The organism is Aeromonas sp. sif0611 (assembly GCF_019218845.1).
Taxonomy (GTDB): Bacteria; Pseudomonadota; Gammaproteobacteria; order Enterobacterales; family Aeromonadaceae; genus Aeromonas; species Aeromonas media.
In genome coordinates this window covers 281,741-301,823 of the sequence record NZ_JAHUWU010000003.1, presented here as the reverse complement: position 1 = coordinate 301,823, position 20,083 = coordinate 281,741, and the positions used below count along the sequence as shown (strand labels likewise).

Sequence of the window (20,083 nt, the reverse complement as noted above, 5' to 3'; positions counted from 1 at the left end):
ATTATTCTTGATCCAGCTTTTTCTCAAGTCGGCTCAACCGCTTGTGCATCTCTTCGATACGCATCACCCGGGCGGCGGTCTTGCGCCACTCTTTATTGGTTTGCAGGGGGATGCCGGAAGAGTAGATACCGGGCTCGGTAATGGGTCGCATCACCATGGCCATACCGGTGACGGTGGCCTGGTCGCAGATCTCCATGTGCCCGTTAAAGACGGAAGCGCCGCCAATGATACAGTATTTGCCGACCTTGAGACTACCGGCCATCACGGTCGAGCCCGCCACGGCGGTGCCGTAGCCAATCTCGACGTTGTGGGCGATCTGGCACTGGTTGTCGATGATGACGTTGTCCGCGATGCGGGTGTCTTCCAGGGCACCGCGGTCTATGGTGGTGCAGGCACCGATTTCCACCCGGTTGCCGATGGTCACGCCGCCAAGCTGGGGGATCTTGATCCACTCGCCACGCTCGTTGGCATAACCGAAACCGTCGGCCCCGATCACGGTGCCGGCTTGCACCAGACAATCCGTGCCCAGGGTCACGTTGTGATACAGGGTGACGTTGGCCCACAACCGGGAGCGCGCTCCCAGTCGGGTGTTTTGGCCAACGAAACAGCCCGGGCCGATGCGCACATCATCACCCAGCACGACGCCGGATTCGATCACCGCATTGGCGCCGATGGCCACTCTCTCGCCCAGTTGCACATCCGCCGCGATGACGGCGCTCGGATGGATATCCGTGGCCGGCTGCGGTGTGGTGTCCAGCAGTTGCGCTACCCGGGCAAAGCCAACATAGGGGTCTTTGAGCACCAGGGCATTGGTGGGGCAAAACGGCAGGTCCGCCTCAGTGATGAGCACGGCAGTCGCCTTGCTCTGCTCCAGGAAATGCCGGTACTTCTTGTTGGACAGGAAGGCAATCTCCCCCTCCCCGGCTTTTTCCAGTGTCGCTACCTTGCGGATTTCCCGGGTCCCATCCCCATGGACCTCGGCCCCCAGTTGCTGGGCCAGCTGTGCGAGAGTGAATACCATCAATTAGTTGCTCTTGCTTACCTGAGAGATAACCTGGCTGGAGATATCCAGCTTGCTGGCGGCATAGGGCGCAGCATTGCGCTCCAGCACCAGATCATAACCATTGCTCTTGGCGATGGAATCGATGGCAGCTTGCACCTTGGTCAGGATCTTGTTGCGCTCTTCGGACTGACGACGGCCGTTGTCCTGCTCGAACGCCTGACGCTTCTGGTTGAACTCCATCTGCAGCTTGGCCAGCTTCTCCTGGTTCTGCTTCTTCTGTTCGGCGCTCATGAAGGCTTCGTCCTTCTTGAACTTCTCGACCAGAGCCTGACCGTCGGATTCCAGTTTCTGCAGCTCGCGCATACGCGGCTCGAACTCACCCTTCAGCTTCTTGGCCACGGCTTCACGCTGGGGCAGCTTTTGGAAGACTTCGCCCATGTCGACCACGGCGATCTTGGTCTCAGCCCAGGCGGAACCCATACCGGCAGCCATCAGTGCAAAACTCAAACCAGCTACTTTCAACGCTTTATTCACACTTACTCCTTGGTCCCTCGGTCGAGGGCTACCTGATTTACCTGATTGTGCAAGCGATCTCTGGGACCGGCTTGTTACCTGGTGAGGCACGCACGCTGCGCGTCCCATCATTGAATACCCCCTGGTGGGGGCGGGCCCGCCTTTAGAAGGTACGGCCGATGTTGAAGGAGAAGACTTCGGTATCGTCCCCTTCGTATTTCTTGAGCGGCTGCGCCAGCACGAACACCAGGGGCCCCATGGGAGAGAGCCACTGCAGTGACAGACCGGCCGACATCCGGATATTGCTGGGGTCGGAGTAGTCCATCAGATAGTTGCAACCACTGAAGCAACGGTTCTGGTACTGGCCATATTCGAAGGTGGTGTCCCACACGGTACCGGCATCGATGAAGAAGCTGGTCCGCAACTGCGGCTGATAGCTTTCAGACGCGAACGGCGTCGGCACTATCATCTCGAGGGAGGCCACCGCCAGGGCATTGCCCCCCACAGAGCTGTCGGTACCCTGGATCACGTCGTTACCGCCCAGGTTGTAGTAGTAGAGCGCCTTCGGACCGACTGTGTTGCTCTTGAAGCCACGCAGGGTGTCGAAGCCACCGGCGTAGTAGTTCTCGAAGAAGGGCAGCACATGGTCGTAGTCACCGTTGCTGCCGTAGCCATTGCCGTAAGAGGCACGGGCCTTGGCCAGCATGACCCACTGGTGGTCGGCATCAAACGGGAAGTAATGGGAGTCTTCGGCGTTGAGCTTGAAGTACTGCAGATCCATGCCAGGCACAGTCACCTTGGCGTTCACCCGCTGACGGTCACCGGCGGTCGGGAACTGGCCCTTGTTGAGAGTGGAGCGGGTCCAGCCAGCGGTGACGTCTACTGTGTTGAACACCATGCGGTTGTCGCCATCCAGGTTGGCCTGGTACACCTTCCAGAACTCATCCACCTGCACATAGGGGTTGGGCTGGGACAGCTTGTTGTTCTCGTAGCCCAGGCTGAAGTCGAGACGGTTGTTCTCGTTGACCGGGAAACCGCTGGAGAGGCGGAAACCGATGGTGGTGTTCTCGTAGTCAACGATGTTGGCATCGGCCGCACTGAACTTGTTGTAGTAGAGGCGGCCACCCAGGCTGACGCCATCGACGGTGAAGTAGGGATCGTTGTAGCTGAGATCGATGTTCTTCGAGTAGTCGTTGGTGCTGGCGTTGATGCCGATCTTCTTGCCGGTCCCCATGAAGTTGTCTTGCTGCAGGCCCGCCTGCAGGCTCAGACCAGACTCGGTACCGTAGCCGATACCGGCGTTGATGGAACCTGCCGGCTGCTCCTTGACCTTGAAGTCCAGATCGACCTGGTCGTCGCTGCCCGCCACCCGCTTGGTGTCCACTTCCGCGGTCTCGAAGAAGCCGAGACGGTTGAGACGGGTCTTGGACTGCTCGACGTTGTCGGAGGAAAGCCAGGTGCCTTCCATCTGACGCATCTCGCGACGCAGCACTTCGTCCTTGGTGGTGATGTTGCCGCTGAAGTTGATGTTGCGCACATAGACCCGGGGACCCGGCTCGATGTTGACGATCAGCTCCACTTCCTTGGTCTTGTCATTCACCTGGGGGAAGGTGACCACTTTGGGGTAGGCGTAGCCATAACGGCCGAGGAACTTGGAGAGTACCTCTTCGGTGTGGGTCACCTGGCTGGCGGAGTAGACGCTGCCTGCCTCGATGGGGATGAGCCCCTTCATATCGCCGCCACGGTCGATGAGATCGCCCTTGAGCTGCACGCCGGAGACCTTGTACTGATCCCCTTCCTTGATGTTCAGGGTGACGTAGACACCCTTCTTGTCAGGGGTCATGGAGACCTGGGTGGACTCCTGAGCGAAACGGATGTAGCCGCGGTCCATGTAGTAGGAGCGCAGCACTTCGATGTCACCGGCCAGCTTCTGCTTCTGATAGCGCTGATCGCCGGTGAAGTTCCACCAGGGCACATCGTCCTTCAAGGAGAGCTGGGCCAGCAGTTTCTCTTCCGGGAACACCTGGTTGCCGACGATGTTGATCTGCTGGATCTTGGCCGCTTCCCCTTCCACGAAGGTGAACTTGAGGTCGACCCGGTTGCGGGGCAGCGGGGTGACGATGGCCTTGACCTTGGCGGAGTACTTGCCCACGCCGTAGTAGAAATCTTCCAGTCCCTTCTCGAGGGAGCTCAGCACGGTGCGATCCAGGGGATCACCGACGCGGATGCCGGAGGACTCCAGGCTCTGGGTCAGCTGCTCCTCCTTGATGTCCTTGTTACCGGAAAACTCGATGCTGGAGATGGTCGGGCGTTCCTTCACCACGACTTGCAGCACCTGGCCGTCACGATAGACCTTGACGTCCTCGAAGTTGCCGGAGGCATAGAGCTTCTTGATGGCGTTGGCCAGGGCCACCGAGTCCACTGAGTCACCGACCCGGACCGGCAGATTCAACAGGGCGGCGCCCAGGGTCACCCGCTGCAGACCCTCGACCTGAATGTCTTGCACCACAAAAGAGGCAGGGGCCGCCTGAGCCAGGAAGCTGGCTCCCAGCAGGCAACTCAACACCAATGCTTTTTTAACAGCCATTTTGTTCTTATGTGTCCTTGTTGATGCTCTAGCCTCAGAGGCGAGCGAAATCATTAAACAGCGCAATGCCCATCAGTAACATCAGAATGGCGGCGCCTATCCTGAACCCAATTTCCTGAATTTTTTCTGGTACCGGCTTGCCGGTGACTGCCTCGATGAGGAAGTAGACCAAATGGCCTCCATCCAGCACCGGCAGGGGAAACAGATTGATGATCCCCAGGTTGACACTGATGAGCGCCAGAAAACCGAGGAAATAGACCAACCCGTAATCTGCGCTGCTGCCGGCACCCTTGGCGATGGAGATGGGGCCGCTCAGGTTGTCCAGGGAGACGATGCCACCGATCAGCTTGCCGATCATGTCAAAGGTCAGCGTGATCAGGCTCCAGGTCTTCTGGACCCCATGCCACAAGGCTTGCAAAGGCCCATACTGTAACAGAACTCGATACTCATCCGGTAATGGAACCAGTTGCGGCGACAAGCCGACGAAACCGACAAGCTGGCCCCGTACTTTTTTCACATCCGGGGTCAGGGTCAGGGTCAGATCGCTGCCACCGCGTTCCACCGTCACCTGCAGTGGCTGCTCCGGTGATTGCTGCACCCGCAGGACAAACTCAGCCCATTCGGTGATCGCCTGATCCCCCACGCCCTTGATGCGATCGCCCACCTGCAAGCCCGCCTTCTCGCTGGCGCTCGAGGGCACTATGGCCTGCACCACCGGCAGCACCTTGCCGCCGAGGGGCACTATCCCCAGGCTGCCGATGGGAGATTCCTTGTCCGGATCGAAGCTCCAATCCCCCAGCATGAGCGTCTTGTCCACCGCGTAGCTGGCGCCTTGCGCCTTCAGCCTGAGCTGGACCGAATCATCACCCAGATGGCTGATGAGGGCATAGGTCACACTCTCCCAGTCCCCGGTCTGGTCGTCGCCGACGCCGACGATCTCCATGCCGGGTTCGATGCCGGCCTGGGCCACGATGGAGGCCGGGCGCACCTCGCCGACCACCGGCTTGACGCTGGGCACGCCTATCATGAACATCAGCCAGAAGGCGAACAGGGCGAACACGAAGTTCGCCATGGGGCCGGCCGCGACGATGGCCATTCGCGCCCAGACGCTCTTGTGGTTGAAGGCCTGTGCCTCCTCCCCCGGCTTGAGCTCGTCGACCCGGCCGTCCAGCATCTTGACGTAACCACCCAGCGGGATCAGGGCCAGCACATACTCGGTGCCGTCCTTGCCGACGCGGCGCCAGATAGCCTTGCCAAAGCCGATGGAGAAACGCTCAACCTTGACACCACAGCGGCGGGCTACCCAGAAGTGACCAAATTCATGTACCGCCACCAGCAGCCCGAGGGCAACGATGAAAGCGCCTATGTTCCACAACACGCCGCCCATCAGAGCTTCACCTCGACATCATTCCCGAAGGCGTAGAGAGAGGCCGCTGGCCACCACAGTCCGTTCATCGAGCAAGTTCCTCTATCAGTTGCTGGGCACGGGCACGGGCCCTGCCATCCAGCGCAATCAGATCCTCCAGCGAACCGGCGGCACTGGTGCCCAGTGTCGTCATGATGGATTCGTTGACTCTGGCAATATCCATAAATCCAATGCGCTCTGCAAGAAAAGCCGCGACGGCCTCCTCGTTGGCGGCATTGAGAGAGGTGGTCGCCGCCTGCCCTTGCTGGCAGGCCGCCATGGCAAGAGCCAGGTTGGGATAACGGGCGTAGTCGGGACGAATAAAGCTGAACTCTCCGACACTGAAGAAATCCAAAGGTTCCACACCAGACTCAATCCTGGCCGGGTAGGCCAGGGCGTGGGCGATGGGGGTACACATGTCCGGGTTGCCGAGCTGGGCCAGCACTGAGCCGTCCTTGTACTGCACCATGGAGTGGATCACCGACTGGGGGTGGATCACCACCTGGATCTGCTCCGGGAGGGCGTTGAACAGCCAGCGCGCCTCTATGTATTCCAGCCCCTTGTTGATCATGGTGGCGGAGTCCACCGAGATCTTGGCTCCCATGGACCAATTGGGGTGCGCCACCGCCTGGGCCGGCGTGGCCCTGGCCAGCTCGTCGATGTCGGTATAGCGGAAGGGGCCGCCTGAGCCGGTCAGCAGTATCTTGCTGATGCCCGCCCCTGCCAGATCGCAGAAACCAGGCTCGCGCTGGATCGCCTCGGGCAGGCACTGGAAAATCGCATTGTGTTCGCTGTCGATGGGCAGCAGCTCGGCGCCATGGTGGCGCACCGCCTCCATGAAGAAGGCGCCGGACATCACCAGGGCCTCCTTGTTGGCCAGCAGGATCCGCTTGCCTGCACGCACGGCGGCCATGGTGGGTGCCAGACCCGCCGCACCGACGATGGCCGCCATCACGCTGTGGGCATCAGGGTGAGCGGCCACTTCGCACAAGGCAGCCTGACCACAGAGCACCTGAGTGGCACAGCCGTGGGTCTTGAGTCGACCGGCCAGATCGCTGGCGGCCTTCTCATCCACCATGACGGCGAAACGGGGAGAGAATTCGAGACAATCCCGCACCATGGCGTCCACGCTGCGAGCCGCGGTCAGCGCCAGCACCTGCCAGCGTCCCGGATTCTGCCGCAGCACCTTGAGGGTGCTCTGACCGATGGAGCCTGAGGCCCCCAGAATGACCAGATTGCGCATCAGAACTCCTGACCGAGTAGCAGATAGCTGAGCAGGAAGACGGGCAGGGCCGCCGTCAGGCTGTCGATGCGATCGAGGATGCCGCCGTGGCCCGGCAGCAGGGTACCGGAATCCTTGATGCCGGCCTCCCGCTTGAACATGCTTTCGGTCAAATCACCGAGTACGGACGCCAGCACCGCCAGCAGGGAGCAGAGCAGCACGACCCCCATCTTGGCCGGCACGAAGCCCATGAACCAGGTCACGCCTATGGCCAGCACGCTGGCGGTAAAGAGGCCGCCCAGCATGCCCTCTATGGTTTTACCCGGGCTGACGGCCGGGGCCAGCTTGTGCTTGCCGAACGCCTTGCCGAAAAAATACGCGCCAGAATCTGCCGCCCAGACCAGGCCCATCACGAACAGCAGGATCCAGGCCCCCATCATGGGGTCGTGATAGAAGTTGTACCCACGGATGGCCACCAGTGACCAGAAGAAGGGCACCAGGGTCACCAGACCGAACAGAGACTTGAGCCAGACGGACTCTTTCCACAACCTGGCGCTTCTGGGGTAACGCAGCACCAGCAGCAGTCCGAGCAGCCACCAGCTGATGGCGGTCCAGAGCACGCCCATCACCAGCGGATGCAGCTGAGGGATCCAGAGTTGCTCTACCGGCACCCAGAACAGGCTGGCACCGAGCAACAGGCAGAACACCAGCGGCAACCATTGTTGCGGCTGGGCTGAGACGAAGGCGCTCCACTCACGGCTGGCCAGCAGAAAGACCAAGGCAGCGAGCAGGGCAAAGAATTTCAATGGCAGGAAAAACAGTGCCCCCAATACCAGGGGTACTAACAGTAATGCGGTAATAATTCGTTGTTTTAGCAAAAGAAACCTCTCTCTTGGGAGCGGGGTTTAGCCGGTCTGTTGCGCGGCAATCAATTCCCGTATCTGTTCACCCGTACACCCGAAGCGACGCTCGCGGGCAACGAAGGAGGCAACTGCCCCGCTGAACTCGGCCTCGTCAAAGTCGGGCCACAAGACCGGGGTAAAATAGAGCTCGGCATAAGCAAGCTGCCATAACACAAAATTGCTGATGCGATGATCGCCACCAGTGCGGATCAGCAGATCCACCGGAGGCAGGTCGGCCATACAGACCTGACGTGCCAGTGCCTCCTCATCGACCGCCTCTGCATCCAGCTCGCCCGCGGCCACAGCGCGAGCCAGCTTGCGGGCCGCCTGGGCGATGTCCCACTGACCGCCATAGTTGGCGGCGATGTTGAGGGTCAGTCCCTGGTTGCCAGCAGTCAGGGCCTCGGCCTTGGCGATCTTGGCCTGCAGCCGTTCACTGAAACGGGCGGTATCGCCTATCACCTTGAGCCGGATGCCATTGCTGTGCAACTTGTTCACCTCGCGGCCAAGCACCGTCATGAACAGCTCCATCAGGGCATTGACCTCCCCTTCCGGGCGGCGCCAGTTCTCGCTGGAGAACGCGAACAGGGTCAGCGCCTCCATCTTGGCACGGGCGGCAAAGGCCACGGCCTCACGCACGGATTTCACGCCCGCCTTGTGGCCAGAGACCCGCATCTTGCCACGGTTCTGAGCCCAGCGACCATTGCCATCCATGATGATGGCGACGTGACGAGGCAAGGACGAGCTGGCGCTATCGCCTAGCGCTGCCAAAAGCGACATTCATTTCTCCCACAAAGACAAAAACGCCGTGCAGGGGCACTACACGGCGCTCGTAATATACCTGTCGGAGGCTTAGATTTCCATTAGCTCCTTTTCCTTCGCGGCCAGGGCTTCATCCACCAGCTTGACGAAGGCATCGGTCAGTTTCTGGATCTCTTCCTGGGCACGACGGTCGTCGTCCTCGGAGATCTCCTTGTCCTTCAGCAGTGCCTTCAGGTCTGCGTTGGCATCGCGACGGATGTTGCGCACGGCAACCCGGGCACCTTCGGCCTCGGCACGGACGATCTTGGTCAGATCACGGCGACGCTCTTCGGTCAGCGGGGGCAGCGGCACACGCAGGGTCTGGCCATTGCTGGACGGGTTCAGGCCCAGATCGGAGGTCAGGATGGCTTTTTCCACCGCCTGGATCATGGAGCGATCGAAGATGGAGATGGACAGGGTGCGGGCATCTTCTGCCACTACGTTAGCCAACTGTTTCAGAGGAGTGGCGGCACCGTAATACTCCACCTGGATACCGTCGAGCAGGCTCGGGTGAGCACGGCCGGTACGGATCTTGGACATCTGGGTCTTGAGCGAGTCTACGCTCTTGGCCATGCGGTCCTTGGCGTCGTTTTTAATCTCGTTGATCACAGTGTTTTCCTTTTGGCGAACGAGCCGACATGCGGCCCGTATCTATCTTGTTTACTGGCGTAATGGACAAGCGCGCCAGGCGGCTCAGGCTTGTCTCACTTGCTGACGTGGTGGATCAGGGTACCTTCCGGCTCACCCATGATGACCCGACGCAAGGCGCCTGGTTTGTTCATGTTGAACACCCGGATCGGCAGATCGTGGTCGCGGGCCAGGGTAAAAGCAGCAAGATCCATCACTTTGAGTTCTTTTTCAAGGACTTCATCATAACTCAGTTCTTGATAGAGCACTGCATCCGGGTTCTTGACCGGATCATCGGTGAACACACCATCGACCTTGGTCGCCTTGAGCACCACGTCGGCTTCGATCTCGATGCCGCGCAGGCAGGCTGCGGAGTCGGTTGTGAAGAAGGGGTTGCCGGTACCGGCGGAGAAGATCACTACCTTGCCGGCACGCAGCTGGCTGATGGCCTCGGCCCAGCTGTAAGAATCGCAGACACCCTGCAGAGAGATGGCAGACATCAGACGGGCATTCACATAAGCACGATGCAGGGCATCACGCATGGCCAGGCCGTTCATGACGGTCGCCAGCATGCCCATGTGGTCACCCACCACGCGGTTCATGCCCGCCTTGGCAAGACCGGCGCCACGGAACAGATTGCCGCCGCCGATGACCAGACCGACCTGAACACCCAGCTCAACCAGCTCTTTGATCTCTTGGGCCATCCGCTCCAGCACCGCCGGATCAATGCCAAAACCCTCGGATCCTTGCAGGGCTTCACCACTCAACTTCAGAAGAACACGTCTGTATGCAGGCTTGGGATTGGTACTCATGTCACTGATTCCTGGTCATATAAAGACCGCGACATAAGTCGCGGTCTGGGGAAACGGAAAAACCGGTTCGATTAGGCCTTCTGAGCGGCCGCGATCTGGGCTGCAACTTCAGCCGCGAAATCGGTCTCTTGCTTCTCGATGCCTTCGCCCACTTCGAAACGGGTGAAGGAGACAACGTCAGCGCCTTCTTTCTTCAGCAGCTCGGCAACGGTCATGGAAGGATCTTTCACGAAGGGTTGACCAGTCAGGGAAACCTCACCGGTGAACTTCTTCATGCGGCCTTCAACCATCTTCTCGGCGATGTCTTTCGGCTTGCCGGAGTTGATGGCGATGTCGATCTGGATTTCGCGCTCTTTGGCAACGACTTCAGCAGACACGTCTTCAGGCTTGACGAACTGCGGGCTGTTGGCAGCAACGTGCATGGCCAGATCTTTGGCCAGGTCGGCAGTACCGCCGGTCAGCTTGGTGATAACACCGATACGGGAACCGTGTACGTAGGTACCCAGGTTGTCACCTTCAACCAGCATCACGCGACGCAGGTTCATGTTCTCACCGATCTTGGCGATCAGGTTGGTGATGGTCAGCTCAACGGACTCACCGTTACCGAAATCGGCGGCCTTCAGGGCGTCGATGTCAGCAATTTTCTGGGTCGCGGCGATGTCAGCGATCTTCTGGCCCATGGCCATGAAGCTGGCATCTTTGGCGACGAAGTCGGTTTCGCTGTTCAGCTCGATCATGGCGGCAATGTTGCCTTCGGTACGGGCGAAGATCACGCCTTCAGCGGCGATACGGCCCGCTTTCTTGGCGGCCTTGGCCTGACCGGATTTGCGCATGTTCTCGATTGCCAGCTCGATGTCACCAGCGGCTTCTTCCAGTGCTTTTTTGCAATCCATCATGCCAGCGGCGGTGCGCTCGCGCAGTTCTTTTACCAGGGCGGCAGTAACGTTAGCCATGTCCAGTATCCTCGGTCTTGAATTGACAAGAAACAGGGGCCACAAGGGCCCCTGCTAACCAATTACATCAGCTTGGTTAATAAGGGCTTTACAGTCCTTATCAATTACTCAGCTTCAACGAAGCCATCTTGTTCGGCTTGAACAACGATGTCCTGAGCGCGAGCTTCCAGTACGGTGTCAGCAGCAGCATTCAGGTACAGCTGTACGGCACGGATAGCATCGTCGTTACCCGGGATGACATAGTCAACGCCGTCCGGGTTGGAGTTGGTATCAACGATGGAAACTACCGGGATACCCAGGTTATTGGCTTCTTTGATAGCGATGTGCTCGTGGTCGGCATCGACAACGAACAGAACGTCAGGCAGGCCGCCCATGTTCTTGATACCACCCAGGCTCTTCTCCAGCTTGTCCATTTCGCGAGTACGCATCAGCGCCTCTTTCTTGGTCAGCTTGTCGAAGGTACCGTCCTGGCTCTGGGTTTCCAGATCTTTCAGGCGCTTGATGGACTGACGAACGGTTTTCCAGTTGGTCAGCATGCCGCCCAGCCAGCGGTGGTTAACATAGAACTGGTCGCAACGCTCAGCGGCTTCTTTTACGGCTTCAGACGCGGCACGCTTGGTACCTACAAACAGGACCTTGCCCTTCTTGGCAGCTACGGAGCTGATGAAGTTCATGGCATCGTCAAACATCGGAACGGTTTTTTCCAGGTTGATGATGTGAACCTTGCTGCGGGCGCCGAAGATGTAGGACTTCATTTTCGGGTTCCAGTAACGAGTCTGGTGACCGAAGTGAACGCCGGCTTGCAGCATGTCGCGCATAGAAACTTTAGCCATTTTATACCTCTGTATTGGGGTTAGGCCTCCACACATCCCATGTAACCGACCCCAAAGGGGCACCCCGGTACAGGTGTCGATGTGTGTGTGTTATTGAGTAAGGGTGATGGAAAGGGACACAAGTTCCCCATTCCGGCGCGCTTTATACCATAACTTTGGTCAGGACACCACTGGATGGACCGCTAAAAATGGATCCCGGTAGGTGCTGCGACCGCTGGATGACGTTGCGATGACGATCACACTGGAAGTAAACGGGGGTTGGGGATAAAATTTTGCCCTGATTGCAAACGCATCTATTTTTCATTACCTGATTGTTGGGCATCGGCAGGATGCGCAGTCGGGCCCCAAGAGAGATCCCATGTCCATTAAAATCAAGACACCGGAAGAGATTGAAAAGATGCGCATCGCCGGCCAGCTGGCCGCCGATGTGCTGGTCATGATTGCCCCCCACGTCAAGGCTGGCGTCACCACAGACGAGCTGAACACCCTGTGCCACAACCATATCGTCGAGGTGCAGCAGGCCATTCCTGCCCCGCTCAACTATCACGGCTTCCCCAAGTCCATCTGCACCTCGGTCAATGATGTGATCTGCCACGGTATCCCCAATCACAAGAAGCTGAGGGAAGGGGACATCATCAACCTGGACATCACCGTCATCAAGGATGGCTACCACGGCGACACCTCCGCCATGTTCATCGTGGGCCAGACCACCCCGCTGCGTCGCCAGCTGTGCAAGGTGGCCCAGGAGAGCCTGTACGCCGCCATCCAGCGCGTGCGTCCCGGCATGTGCATCACCGAAATTGGCGCCGTGATCCAGCCCATCGTCGAGCAGGCCGGTTTCTCCGTGGTACGTGACTACTGCGGACACGGCATCGGGGCCGAGTTCCACGAAGAGCCGCAGATCCTGCACTACCGCAACGGCGGCAAGCTGGAGCTGAAACCGGGCATGTGCTTCACCATCGAGCCCATGGTCAACAGCAAAAAGTATCACTGCAAGGTCAATCCCAAGGATGGCTGGACTGTCACCACCAAGGATGGCGGCGACTCCGCCCAGTGGGAACACACCCTGCTGGTCACCGAGGATGGCTGCGAGGTACTCACCCTGCGCCCCGATGACACTATCGACCGCGTCATCAAACACAGCTAACATCGAACCCCGGCCCTGACCTCAAAAGCGCCGGGGTTTTTACTCCCCGTTCCAGCCGTTTGCCTGCTACTTGTGTGTGAGATGCCATGGATGCCAGTCTGCTTTCCCCCCACCTGTTACCCGACGACCAGCTCACCCGTGACAACTGCAAGGAGTATCTGAGCCGCTTCCTTGTCTGGCTGCACGAGCGCTTCGATGCCGGTGACAACATCATCGAACTGGTGGCCACCCGCTCAGAGTACATGGACGCGCTGCTGACGAGGCTCTGGCACAAGTTCGGCTTCGACAAGACCAGCCTGACCCTGATCGCGGTGGGCGGCTATGGCCGCGGCGAACTGCACCCCCACTCCGACATCGACCTGCTGATCCTCTACGAAGGGGACGAGCTGGACGAAGTATTGGGGCTGCGCATCGGCGAGTTCATCACCTTGCTGTGGGATCTCAAGCTGGAGGTCGGGCAATCGGTGCGCAACGTGAGCGAGTGCATCGAGCAAGGGCGCGGCGATATCACGGTGGCCACCAACCTTATCGAGGCGCGCTACATCACTGGGCGCCTGGCGGGTTTCGAGCAGTTGCAGGCCACCACCCAGCCCCAGCACTTCTGGCCGAGCGAGGCCTTCTTTCGCGCCAAGCGCGAGGAGCAGAGCCTGCGCCACCAGCAGTTTCTCGGCACCGCCTACAAGTTGGAGCCGGATCTCAAGAACAATCCCGGCGGCCTTCGCGACATCCAGACCCTGGCCTGGGTCGCCCGCCGTCACTTCGGGGCCACCACCCTGTTCGAGATGACCAGCCACGGTTTCCTCAACCGGGCCGAGTATCGCGAACTGCTCGACTGCCAGAACTTCCTGTGGAAGGTACGCTTCGCCCTGCACATGGCCATCAACAAGGGGGACAACCGCCTCTTGTTCGATCGCCAGCGCACCGTGGCCCAGATGCTGGGCTTTGAGGGGGAAGGCAACGGCCCGGTCGAGCAGATGATGAAACGCTTCTATCAGACGGTCAGACGGGTGGCCGAGCTCAACGAGATGCTGCTGCAGTTGTTTGACGAGGCGATCCTTGGCAACACCGCCATGGATGTGCGCCGCATCAGCGACGAGTTCCAGCTCCGTGGTCGCCTCATCGATGCGGTGGACTCCGAGCTGTTTGGCCGCGACCCCGCCGCCATACTGCGGCTCTTCTACCAGATAGCCCAGCACCCGGACATCGCCGGCATCCACTCCGCCACCCTGCGCCAGCTGCGGGAGGCCAGACGCACCCTGAGTTGCTGGCTGCAGGACCTGCCGGAGTGCCGTCGCCTGTTCATGGCGCTGCTGCGCCACCCCAACGGCATCGGCCAGCCCCTCACCCTGATGCACAAGTACGGGATCCTCGCGGCCTATCTGCCCCAGTGGAATCTCATCGTCGGCCAGATGCAGTTCGACATGTTTCACGCCTACACGGTGGACGAGCACACCCATCGCCTGCTCCAGAACATCCATCGTTTCCCCAATACAGCCAGCCGCCAGACCCACCCGCTCTGCCACGAGGTGTTCACCCAACTGCGCAAGCCCGAGCTGCTCAGCATCGCCGCCCTGTTCCACGACATCGCCAAGGGACGGCGGGGGGATCACTCGGAGCTCGGCGCCGTCGATGCGCTGGAGTTCTGCCAGTTGCACGGGCTGGATCGCTACGAGAGCCGCCTGGTGGCATGGCTGGTGCGCCACCATCTGCTGATGTCGGTCACCGCCCAGCGCCGCGACATCTACGATCCCGAGGTTGTCACCGACTTCGCTCACAAGGTACGCGACGAACTGCACCTGGATCTGCTCTATTGCCTGACTGTGGCCGATATCTGCGCCACCAACGACACCCTGTGGAACGACTGGAAGGGCACCCTGCTGCGGGAGCTCTACTTCGCCACCCAGAAGGCGCTGCGCCAGGGGCTGGAAAACCCGCCGGACATGCGCCTCAAGATCCGCGAGAACCAGCGTCAGGCCAGGCAGATCCTGGCCCAGCGCGAGGTGCCGGAGGAGGCCGTCAACGCCCTCTGGAACGACTTCAAGGCCGACTATTTCCTGCGCCACAGCCCGGAGCAGATCGCCTGGCACTGCCGCAAGATCATCGCGCACGGTGATAATCCGGCCCCCCTGGTGCTGATCGGCAAGCACCCCATCCGGGGTGGCAGCGAGGTGTTCATCTATTGCCGCGACACCCCGAATCTGTTCGCCACCGTGGCCTCGGCGCTGGATCAAAAGAACCTCAACATCCACGACGCCCAGATCATGAATTCGCGCAGCGACTACGTGCTGGATACCTTCATCGTGCTCGAACCCAATGGCGAACCCATCAGCCCCAACCGCACCGCCACCATCAAGAAGGCGCTGGAGAAGGCGCTGCAGGAGCCGGGCAAGCTGGTGCTGCGCAACAAGCCCCTGTCACGGCGCCACCGCCAGTTCAGCGTGCCAACCCGAGTGGTCTTCTTGCCCCACAAGGGGGAGGGTCGCCACACACTGCTGGAGCTGACAGCCTTGGATACCCCGGGTCTGCTGGCCCGCATTGGTGCCGTCTTCCAGCAGTGCGGCATCGAATTGCATGCCGCCAAGATCACCACCATAGGCGAGCGGGTGGAAGACTTCTTCAGCCTCACCACCCTGGCGGGCGAGCCGCTGAATCAGGCCGAGCAGCAGGCGCTGGAGGAGCGGCTGGTCAATCAGCTCAACCCGCAGGAGCAGGGGGACGAGGAGGGACGATAAGACTCTGGAAAGGCTTCACAAGACGCCGTTTATCGTTCTGATTTATCAATCAGAACAAGTGGTTGGGCCACTTAAGTATAATAAATCGCCTTTCTTTTGAAGAAATCGGCCAGAGCCCTTAAAAACGATTGGAAAAGTGTGATACAACAAACAGAATTTTTTAAAGGAAACCTGTCATGACCCAGTTGCAACAGACCATCGAAGCGGCCTTCGAGCGCCGTGATTCCATCACCCCCGGCTCCGTCGATGCCGCCACCAAGGCCGCCATCCTGGAGGCCATCGATCTGCTGGACTCCGGCAAGGCGCGGGTCGCCGAGAAGATTGCCGGTGAGTGGGTCGTCCACCAGTGGCTGAAGAAGGCCGTGCTGCTCTACTTCCGCATCAATGACAACGGCATCATCAAGGGCGACGACGCCCAGTACTACGACAAGGTTCCCCTCAAGTTCTCCGACTACAGCGCCGAGCAGTTCAAGGCGGCGGGCGTACGTGTGGTGCCGCCGGCCACCGCTCGCAAAGGCTCCTTCATCGCCCCCAATACCGTGCTGATGCCCTCCTATGTCAACATCGGTGCCTTCGTCGATGAAGGCACCATGGTCGATACCTGGGCCACCGTGGGCTCCTGCGCCCAGATCGGCAAGAACGTGCACCTCTCCGGCGGCGTCGGCATAGGTGGCGTACTGGAGCCGCTGCAGGCCAACCCGACCATCATCGAGGACAACTGCTTTATCGGTGCCCGTTCAGAAGTGGTTGAAGGGGTGATCGTCGAGGAAGGTTCGGTCATCTCCATGGGCGTCTTCATCGGCCAGTCCACTCGCATCTATGACCGCGAAACCGGCGAAATCCACTATGGTCGCGTACCGGCCGGTTCAGTGGTGGTCTCCGGCTCCCTGCCCTCCAAGTGCGGCAAGTACAGTCTGTATGCCGCCGTCATTGTCAAAAAGGTGGATGCCAAGACCCGTGCCAAGGTCGGCATCAACGCCCTGCTGCGTTCCATCGACGAGTGATCGACCAGCCATCATGGTAAAAGGGGCCTTTTGGGCCCCTTTTGATTTTGGCGCACCTGTCACAGGCAAGCCATGGTGACTCGGTTAAGATAGATGGGTCAGGATCGTTTCAAACCGAGGAAGCCCGATGTACGAGAATCTGAAGAGCCTGGGGATCCAGGAACCCACCTCAGTGGACAGCTATACCCTGCGCCAGGAAGCCAACCACGACATCCTCAAGATCTATTTCAAGAAGCAGAAGGGAGAATTTTTCGCCAAGAGCGTCAAGTTCAAGTATCCCCGCCAGCGCAAGACCATGCTGATCGATTCGGGCACCCATGAGTACAAGGATGTCACCGAGATCAACGCCAACCTCAAGTACGTGGTGGATGAGCTGGATAACCTGACCCAGGGCGTGCACGTCGAGATCGATCAGGACATCAAGCAGAAAATCCTGCGTGACCTGCGCCATCTGGAAAAGGTGGTGCAGAACAAGATCAGCGAAATAGAGCGAGATCTGGAAAAACTCTAGGCAGCCCCTCACCCTGCACAAGGCGCCATCAGGCGCCTTTTTTAATACCTGTGCACAGGGCGGCTGCCAGCGCCCTCACCCCGGATCTGCTCGGCCCCTCGCCCAGCTGGCTGACAAGCGCCCAGCAAAAAGGGAGGCTTGCGCCTCCCTCTTCAAGAACTCTGATATGCAGGCAACAGGATTAGTTGCTCTTCATCCAGATATCCATGTCGGTTTTCAGGTTGTCGGACTTGGTACCGAAGATGGCTTGTACACCTGAGCCAGCAACCACCACACCGGCGGCGCCCAGCTTCTTCAGACCAGCCTGGTCAACCTTGGCCACGTCCTTCACGCCGACACGCAGACGGGTGATGCAGGCATCCAGGGAGGCGATGTTCTCTTTACCACCGAAGGCAGACACCAGGGCAGCAGACATCTCGTCTTTGCTTTGACCAACGGTCTCTTCGGCAGCTTCGTCTTCGCGACCCGGGGTTTTCAAGTTCATGGCACGGATCACCACGGTAAAGACCACGTAGTAGATGACGGCGTAGACCAGACCCAGACCGACCAGCAGCAGCATGTTGTCGGCACGGGGTGATTGCACCACGAAGTCGATGAAGCCGTTGGAGAAGGTGTGACCATGAACGACACCCAGCATGTTGGTCAGGACATAGGCCAGACCGGCCAGCAGCGCGTGAATCGCATACAGCACAGGCGCCACGAACAGGAAGGAGAATTCGATAGGCTCGGTGATACCGGTCAGGAAGGAGGTCAGGGCAGCGGAGGCCATGATACCAACAATCTTGGCGCGGTTTTCCGGCTTGGCAGCGTGAGCGATGGCAAACGCAGCAGCAGGCAGACCGAACATCTTGAACAGGTAACCACCGGCCAGTTGACCGAAGCCGTTACCGGCAGCACGGGAAGCGTCATCAGCAGTCAGGAAGCAGGTCATGATGCCGTGTACGGTTTCGCCAGCGGCGTTGACACAGGTACCCGCCTGATAGAAGAAGGGGACGTTCCAGATATGGTGCAGACCGAACGGGATCAGGGAGCGCTCAACCACGCCGTAGATACCGAAGGCCAGTACCGGGTTCTGGTTGGCAGCCCAGTCGGAGAAAGCACCGATGGCACCACCGATCGGCGGCCAGATGAAGGAGAGTACAACACCCAGGCCGATGGAGACGAAGCCGGTGATGATGGGCACGGCACGTTTACCGGCGAAGAAGCCAAGGTACTCGGGCAGCTGGATCTTGTAGAAGCGGTTGAACGCCCAGGCAGCGACACCACCGGCGAGGATACCCCCCAGCACACCGGTATCGATGCTCTCGACCCCCATCACAGGTGCCATGACCTTCAGGGTCGCGACCATGATGCCGTAGCCGACGATGGCAGACAGACCGGATACACCGTCGTTATTGGTAAAGCCGAGTGCCACGCCGACGGCGAACAGCAGCGCCATCTGGCCAAACACTGAACCACCGGCCTGCTCCATCAGCTGGGAGACAATTTCCGGCAACCAGCTGAAGTGAGCGGCGCCCACCCCCAGCAGAATACCTGCAACGGGCAAGACCGATACGGGCAGCATCAGCGCCTTACCGACCTTTTGCAGATTAGAGAAAGCATTTTTTAACATGTGTGCGCTCCTGAATGGATTTTTTTCCGACAACGACTCAGTGCAGTTTATTGATGACGGTGTACTTCATCCATGGCTGCATCGAATGCGTTTTCCGGGGTGTTTATTTTGACCTACAGAATATAACCCAGTAGGGTCGGAAATACCTCCATCGAGGCCAAGGGAATAATAAATTTGGAGGAGAGATCACAAGATAATAAATAAGCAGGAAGGGGGCTATCTTGAATATTATTTCGTATTGTTATAGCTTTGCCGCAAAAAGAAAAAAAACACTTCACGATAATTCAAAAGGAAACCAATAAATACCCAAGGAAACCAATTGTAACGATATGTAACTCATTGCAGCTTTATATTATCCAGTCTACCGATTAAAAAGGCCTCCAACAAGGGAGGCCTGCAATAAATATTACGTTGAATAAATCCGCTTATTCAGTTCTTTTGTGAACGTTTAATCGCATCAATAAAGACGGATTTCGCCTTGGTTGAACCTGCACGCTCGGCTTCATTCACCAGCTGCATCGCCTTGTCGATATCCCCGGCCTTGACCGCCTTCTCGATCTGGCTGCTGTAGAAGGTCTCTGTTTCGCTCAACATCGCGGGGGCAGGTGTACTGGGGGTTGCAGCCACCGCAGCAGTGGTCGCTGCTGTCGCCGCCACGGCCGTCGTAGCCGGTTTGGCCTGACTCATCGCCACCTTGTCCGAATATTCGGGCTTGAACACGGCTTCCAGGCCTTGTCCCTTGGCCATGTCAACGACCTTTATTTGCAGCAGACCCCAAGGAGAATGAGGGATCACGGGATCCTTGATATCCGGCTCAACCGTTCCATTGGCACGGGCGAACGCCTTGGCAGGATGCAGTATGGTGGTGCTGCCGGACAGCTCGTCGGCCGGGGCGTAGACCACCATGTAAGTTTCGGTCGCCGGGTTGCCCGGCATGCTGCGATCCACGAACACCTTGCCTTCAATCCTGTCATTGTCGAGCAGGTGGGCGGGTTGATACGTGAAGACAGATTCACCCAGCACACGAGTTACCTTGAACTGGGCATCCAGCATGACTACCTTGGGCACGAGCACCGTCTTGCTCACCTGAGAGGCCAGGGTGATGGCCAGGTTGCCGGTATTGACCGGCAGGCGATAGGCCGCGAGATAGCTCATCCCCTCGTCAAATTGATAACTGGGCTGCTTGCCATCGATGGTCAGCAGCGTCTCACCTTCCGGCAAGGAAACATAATTGAATTCGTTGAACCCTGCGCAGCAACTGGTGGCCTGGGAGAGCGCCTGCTTGGCCTGGTCGGCATTACTCAGGATGGAGGCGTGTTCCTGTACGGGCACCACCATGCTACCGGAACAACCGGCCAACAGCGCGGTAACCACGGCCGCGATAGACATCTTTACCAGTTTCATTCTTCTTATCTCCAT

General features: G+C 59.0%; 17 protein-coding genes. 4 read left to right on the top strand and 13 right to left on the bottom strand.

Features of this window, described 5'->3' with window-relative positions:
* Position 1: 1 nt before the first annotated feature.
* From lpxD to rpsB, 11 genes are all read right to left on the bottom strand, one after another.
* Positions 2-1,021 carry a UDP-3-O-(3-hydroxymyristoyl)glucosamine N-acyltransferase gene (lpxD, locus tag KW824_RS10610; protein WP_216366611.1) on the bottom strand — a complete coding sequence of 340 codons (1,020 nt, stop codon included), beginning with the start codon at positions 1,019-1,021 and terminating at the stop codon, positions 2-4.
* 3 nt (positions 1,022-1,024) lie between these two features.
* Positions 1,025-1,537, bottom strand: a complete 513-nt coding sequence (locus KW824_RS10605; protein WP_171276666.1) for an OmpH family outer membrane protein — start codon at positions 1,535-1,537, stop codon at positions 1,025-1,027.
* 142 nt (positions 1,538-1,679) lie between these two features.
* Positions 1,680-4,103, bottom strand: a complete 2,424-nt coding sequence (bamA, locus tag KW824_RS10600; RefSeq protein ID WP_218409750.1) for an outer membrane protein assembly factor BamA — start codon at positions 4,101-4,103, stop codon at positions 1,680-1,682.
* Positions 4,104-4,137: 34 nt separating this feature from the next.
* Complete coding sequence (gene rseP, locus KW824_RS10595; RefSeq protein WP_218409749.1) at positions 4,138-5,490, bottom strand: sigma E protease regulator RseP; 1,353 nt, start codon at positions 5,488-5,490, stop codon at positions 4,138-4,140.
* A gap of 64 nt (positions 5,491-5,554) precedes the next feature.
* Positions 5,555-6,751, bottom strand: a complete 1,197-nt coding sequence (gene ispC, locus KW824_RS10590; RefSeq protein WP_218409748.1) for a 1-deoxy-D-xylulose-5-phosphate reductoisomerase — start codon at positions 6,749-6,751, stop codon at positions 5,555-5,557.
* A complete protein-coding gene (locus KW824_RS10585) occupies positions 6,751-7,608 on the bottom strand; it encodes a phosphatidate cytidylyltransferase (protein ID WP_041206258.1) in 858 nt (285 codons plus the stop codon). The genes ispC and KW824_RS10585 overlap by 1 nt, the downstream gene beginning before the upstream one ends.
* A gap of 27 nt (positions 7,609-7,635) precedes the next feature.
* Complete coding sequence (gene uppS / locus KW824_RS10580) at positions 7,636-8,412, bottom strand: polyprenyl diphosphate synthase (protein WP_139436553.1); 777 nt, start codon at positions 8,410-8,412, stop codon at positions 7,636-7,638.
* A gap of 72 nt (positions 8,413-8,484) precedes the next feature.
* Positions 8,485-9,042, bottom strand: a complete 558-nt coding sequence (gene frr / locus KW824_RS10575) for a ribosome recycling factor (protein WP_005330806.1) — start codon at positions 9,040-9,042, stop codon at positions 8,485-8,487.
* A gap of 95 nt (positions 9,043-9,137) precedes the next feature.
* Positions 9,138-9,872, bottom strand: coding sequence for a UMP kinase (gene pyrH / locus KW824_RS10570; RefSeq protein ID WP_025327915.1), 735 nt, complete (start codon positions 9,870-9,872; stop codon positions 9,138-9,140).
* Positions 9,873-9,943: 71 nt separating this feature from the next.
* Entirely contained in the window at positions 9,944-10,825 is an 882-nt protein-coding gene (tsf, locus tag KW824_RS10565; protein WP_005330802.1) for a translation elongation factor Ts, read from the bottom strand.
* A 104-nt stretch (positions 10,826-10,929) separates the two neighbouring features.
* On the bottom strand, positions 10,930-11,658 hold the full coding sequence (rpsB, locus tag KW824_RS10560; RefSeq protein ID WP_025327917.1) for a 30S ribosomal protein S2: 729 nt from the start codon (positions 11,656-11,658) through the stop codon (positions 10,930-10,932).
* A 358-nt stretch (positions 11,659-12,016) separates the two neighbouring features.
* On the opposite strand from rpsB, the gene map reads away from it, so the two are divergent.
* The 4 genes from map to KW824_RS10540 all read left to right on the top strand — a co-directional run bounded on the left by map (position 12,017) and on the right by KW824_RS10540 (position 17,052).
* Positions 12,017-12,805, top strand: a complete 789-nt coding sequence (map, locus tag KW824_RS10555; protein WP_005330799.1) for a type I methionyl aminopeptidase — start codon at positions 12,017-12,019, stop codon at positions 12,803-12,805.
* 86 nt (positions 12,806-12,891) lie between these two features.
* A complete protein-coding gene (gene glnD / locus KW824_RS10550) occupies positions 12,892-15,537 on the top strand; it encodes a bifunctional uridylyltransferase/uridylyl-removing protein GlnD (RefSeq protein ID WP_218409747.1) in 2,646 nt (881 codons plus the stop codon).
* A 176-nt stretch (positions 15,538-15,713) separates the two neighbouring features.
* Positions 15,714-16,541, top strand: a complete 828-nt coding sequence (gene dapD / locus KW824_RS10545; RefSeq protein ID WP_025327920.1) for a 2,3,4,5-tetrahydropyridine-2,6-dicarboxylate N-succinyltransferase — start codon at positions 15,714-15,716, stop codon at positions 16,539-16,541.
* Positions 16,542-16,668: 127 nt separating this feature from the next.
* Entirely contained in the window at positions 16,669-17,052 is a 384-nt protein-coding gene (locus KW824_RS10540) for a DUF3461 family protein (protein WP_005330793.1), read from the top strand.
* A gap of 181 nt (positions 17,053-17,233) precedes the next feature.
* Here the strand turns inward: KW824_RS10540 and ptsG are convergent, their stop codons facing one another.
* Positions 17,234-18,664, bottom strand: a complete 1,431-nt coding sequence (gene ptsG / locus KW824_RS10535; RefSeq protein WP_042649531.1) for a PTS glucose transporter subunit IIBC — start codon at positions 18,662-18,664, stop codon at positions 17,234-17,236.
* 429 nt (positions 18,665-19,093) lie between these two features.
* Positions 19,094-20,068, bottom strand: coding sequence for a MalM family protein (locus KW824_RS10530; protein WP_043130958.1), 975 nt, complete (start codon positions 20,066-20,068; stop codon positions 19,094-19,096).
* Positions 20,069-20,083 lie beyond the last annotated feature (15 nt).

Excerpts from the sequence above, each read along its gene's own strand:
- ptsG (WP_042649531.1), bottom strand. The coding sequence starts at position 18,664 with ATGTTAAAAAATGCTTTCTCTAATCTGCAAAAGGTCGGTAAGGCGCTG.
- rpsB (WP_025327917.1), bottom strand. The coding sequence starts at position 11,658 with ATGGCTAAAGTTTCTATGCGCGACATGCTGCAAGCCGGCGTTCACTTC.
- tsf (WP_005330802.1), bottom strand. The coding sequence starts at position 10,825 with ATGGCTAACGTTACTGCCGCCCTGGTAAAAGAACTGCGCGAGCGCACC.
- uppS (WP_139436553.1), bottom strand. The coding sequence starts at position 8,412 with ATGTCGCTTTTGGCAGCGCTAGGCGATAGCGCCAGCTCGTCCTTGCCT.
- KW824_RS10530 (WP_043130958.1), bottom strand. The coding sequence starts at position 20,068 with ATGAAACTGGTAAAGATGTCTATCGCGGCCGTGGTTACCGCGCTGTTG.
- dapD (WP_025327920.1), top strand. The coding sequence starts at position 15,714 with ATGACCCAGTTGCAACAGACCATCGAAGCGGCCTTCGAGCGCCGTGAT.
- map (WP_005330799.1), top strand. The coding sequence starts at position 12,017 with ATGTCCATTAAAATCAAGACACCGGAAGAGATTGAAAAGATGCGCATC.
- KW824_RS10540 (WP_005330793.1), top strand. The coding sequence starts at position 16,669 with ATGTACGAGAATCTGAAGAGCCTGGGGATCCAGGAACCCACCTCAGTG.
- ispC (WP_218409748.1), bottom strand. The coding sequence starts at position 6,751 with ATGCGCAATCTGGTCATTCTGGGGGCCTCAGGCTCCATCGGTCAGAGC.
- pyrH (WP_025327915.1), bottom strand. The coding sequence starts at position 9,872 with ATGAGTACCAATCCCAAGCCTGCATACAGACGTGTTCTTCTGAAGTTG.
- bamA (WP_218409750.1), bottom strand. The coding sequence starts at position 4,103 with ATGGCTGTTAAAAAAGCATTGGTGTTGAGTTGCCTGCTGGGAGCCAGC.
- lpxD (WP_216366611.1), bottom strand. The coding sequence starts at position 1,021 with ATGGTATTCACTCTCGCACAGCTGGCCCAGCAACTGGGGGCCGAGGTC.
- glnD (WP_218409747.1), top strand. The coding sequence starts at position 12,892 with ATGGATGCCAGTCTGCTTTCCCCCCACCTGTTACCCGACGACCAGCTC.
- rseP (WP_218409749.1), bottom strand. The coding sequence starts at position 5,490 with ATGGGCGGCGTGTTGTGGAACATAGGCGCTTTCATCGTTGCCCTCGGG.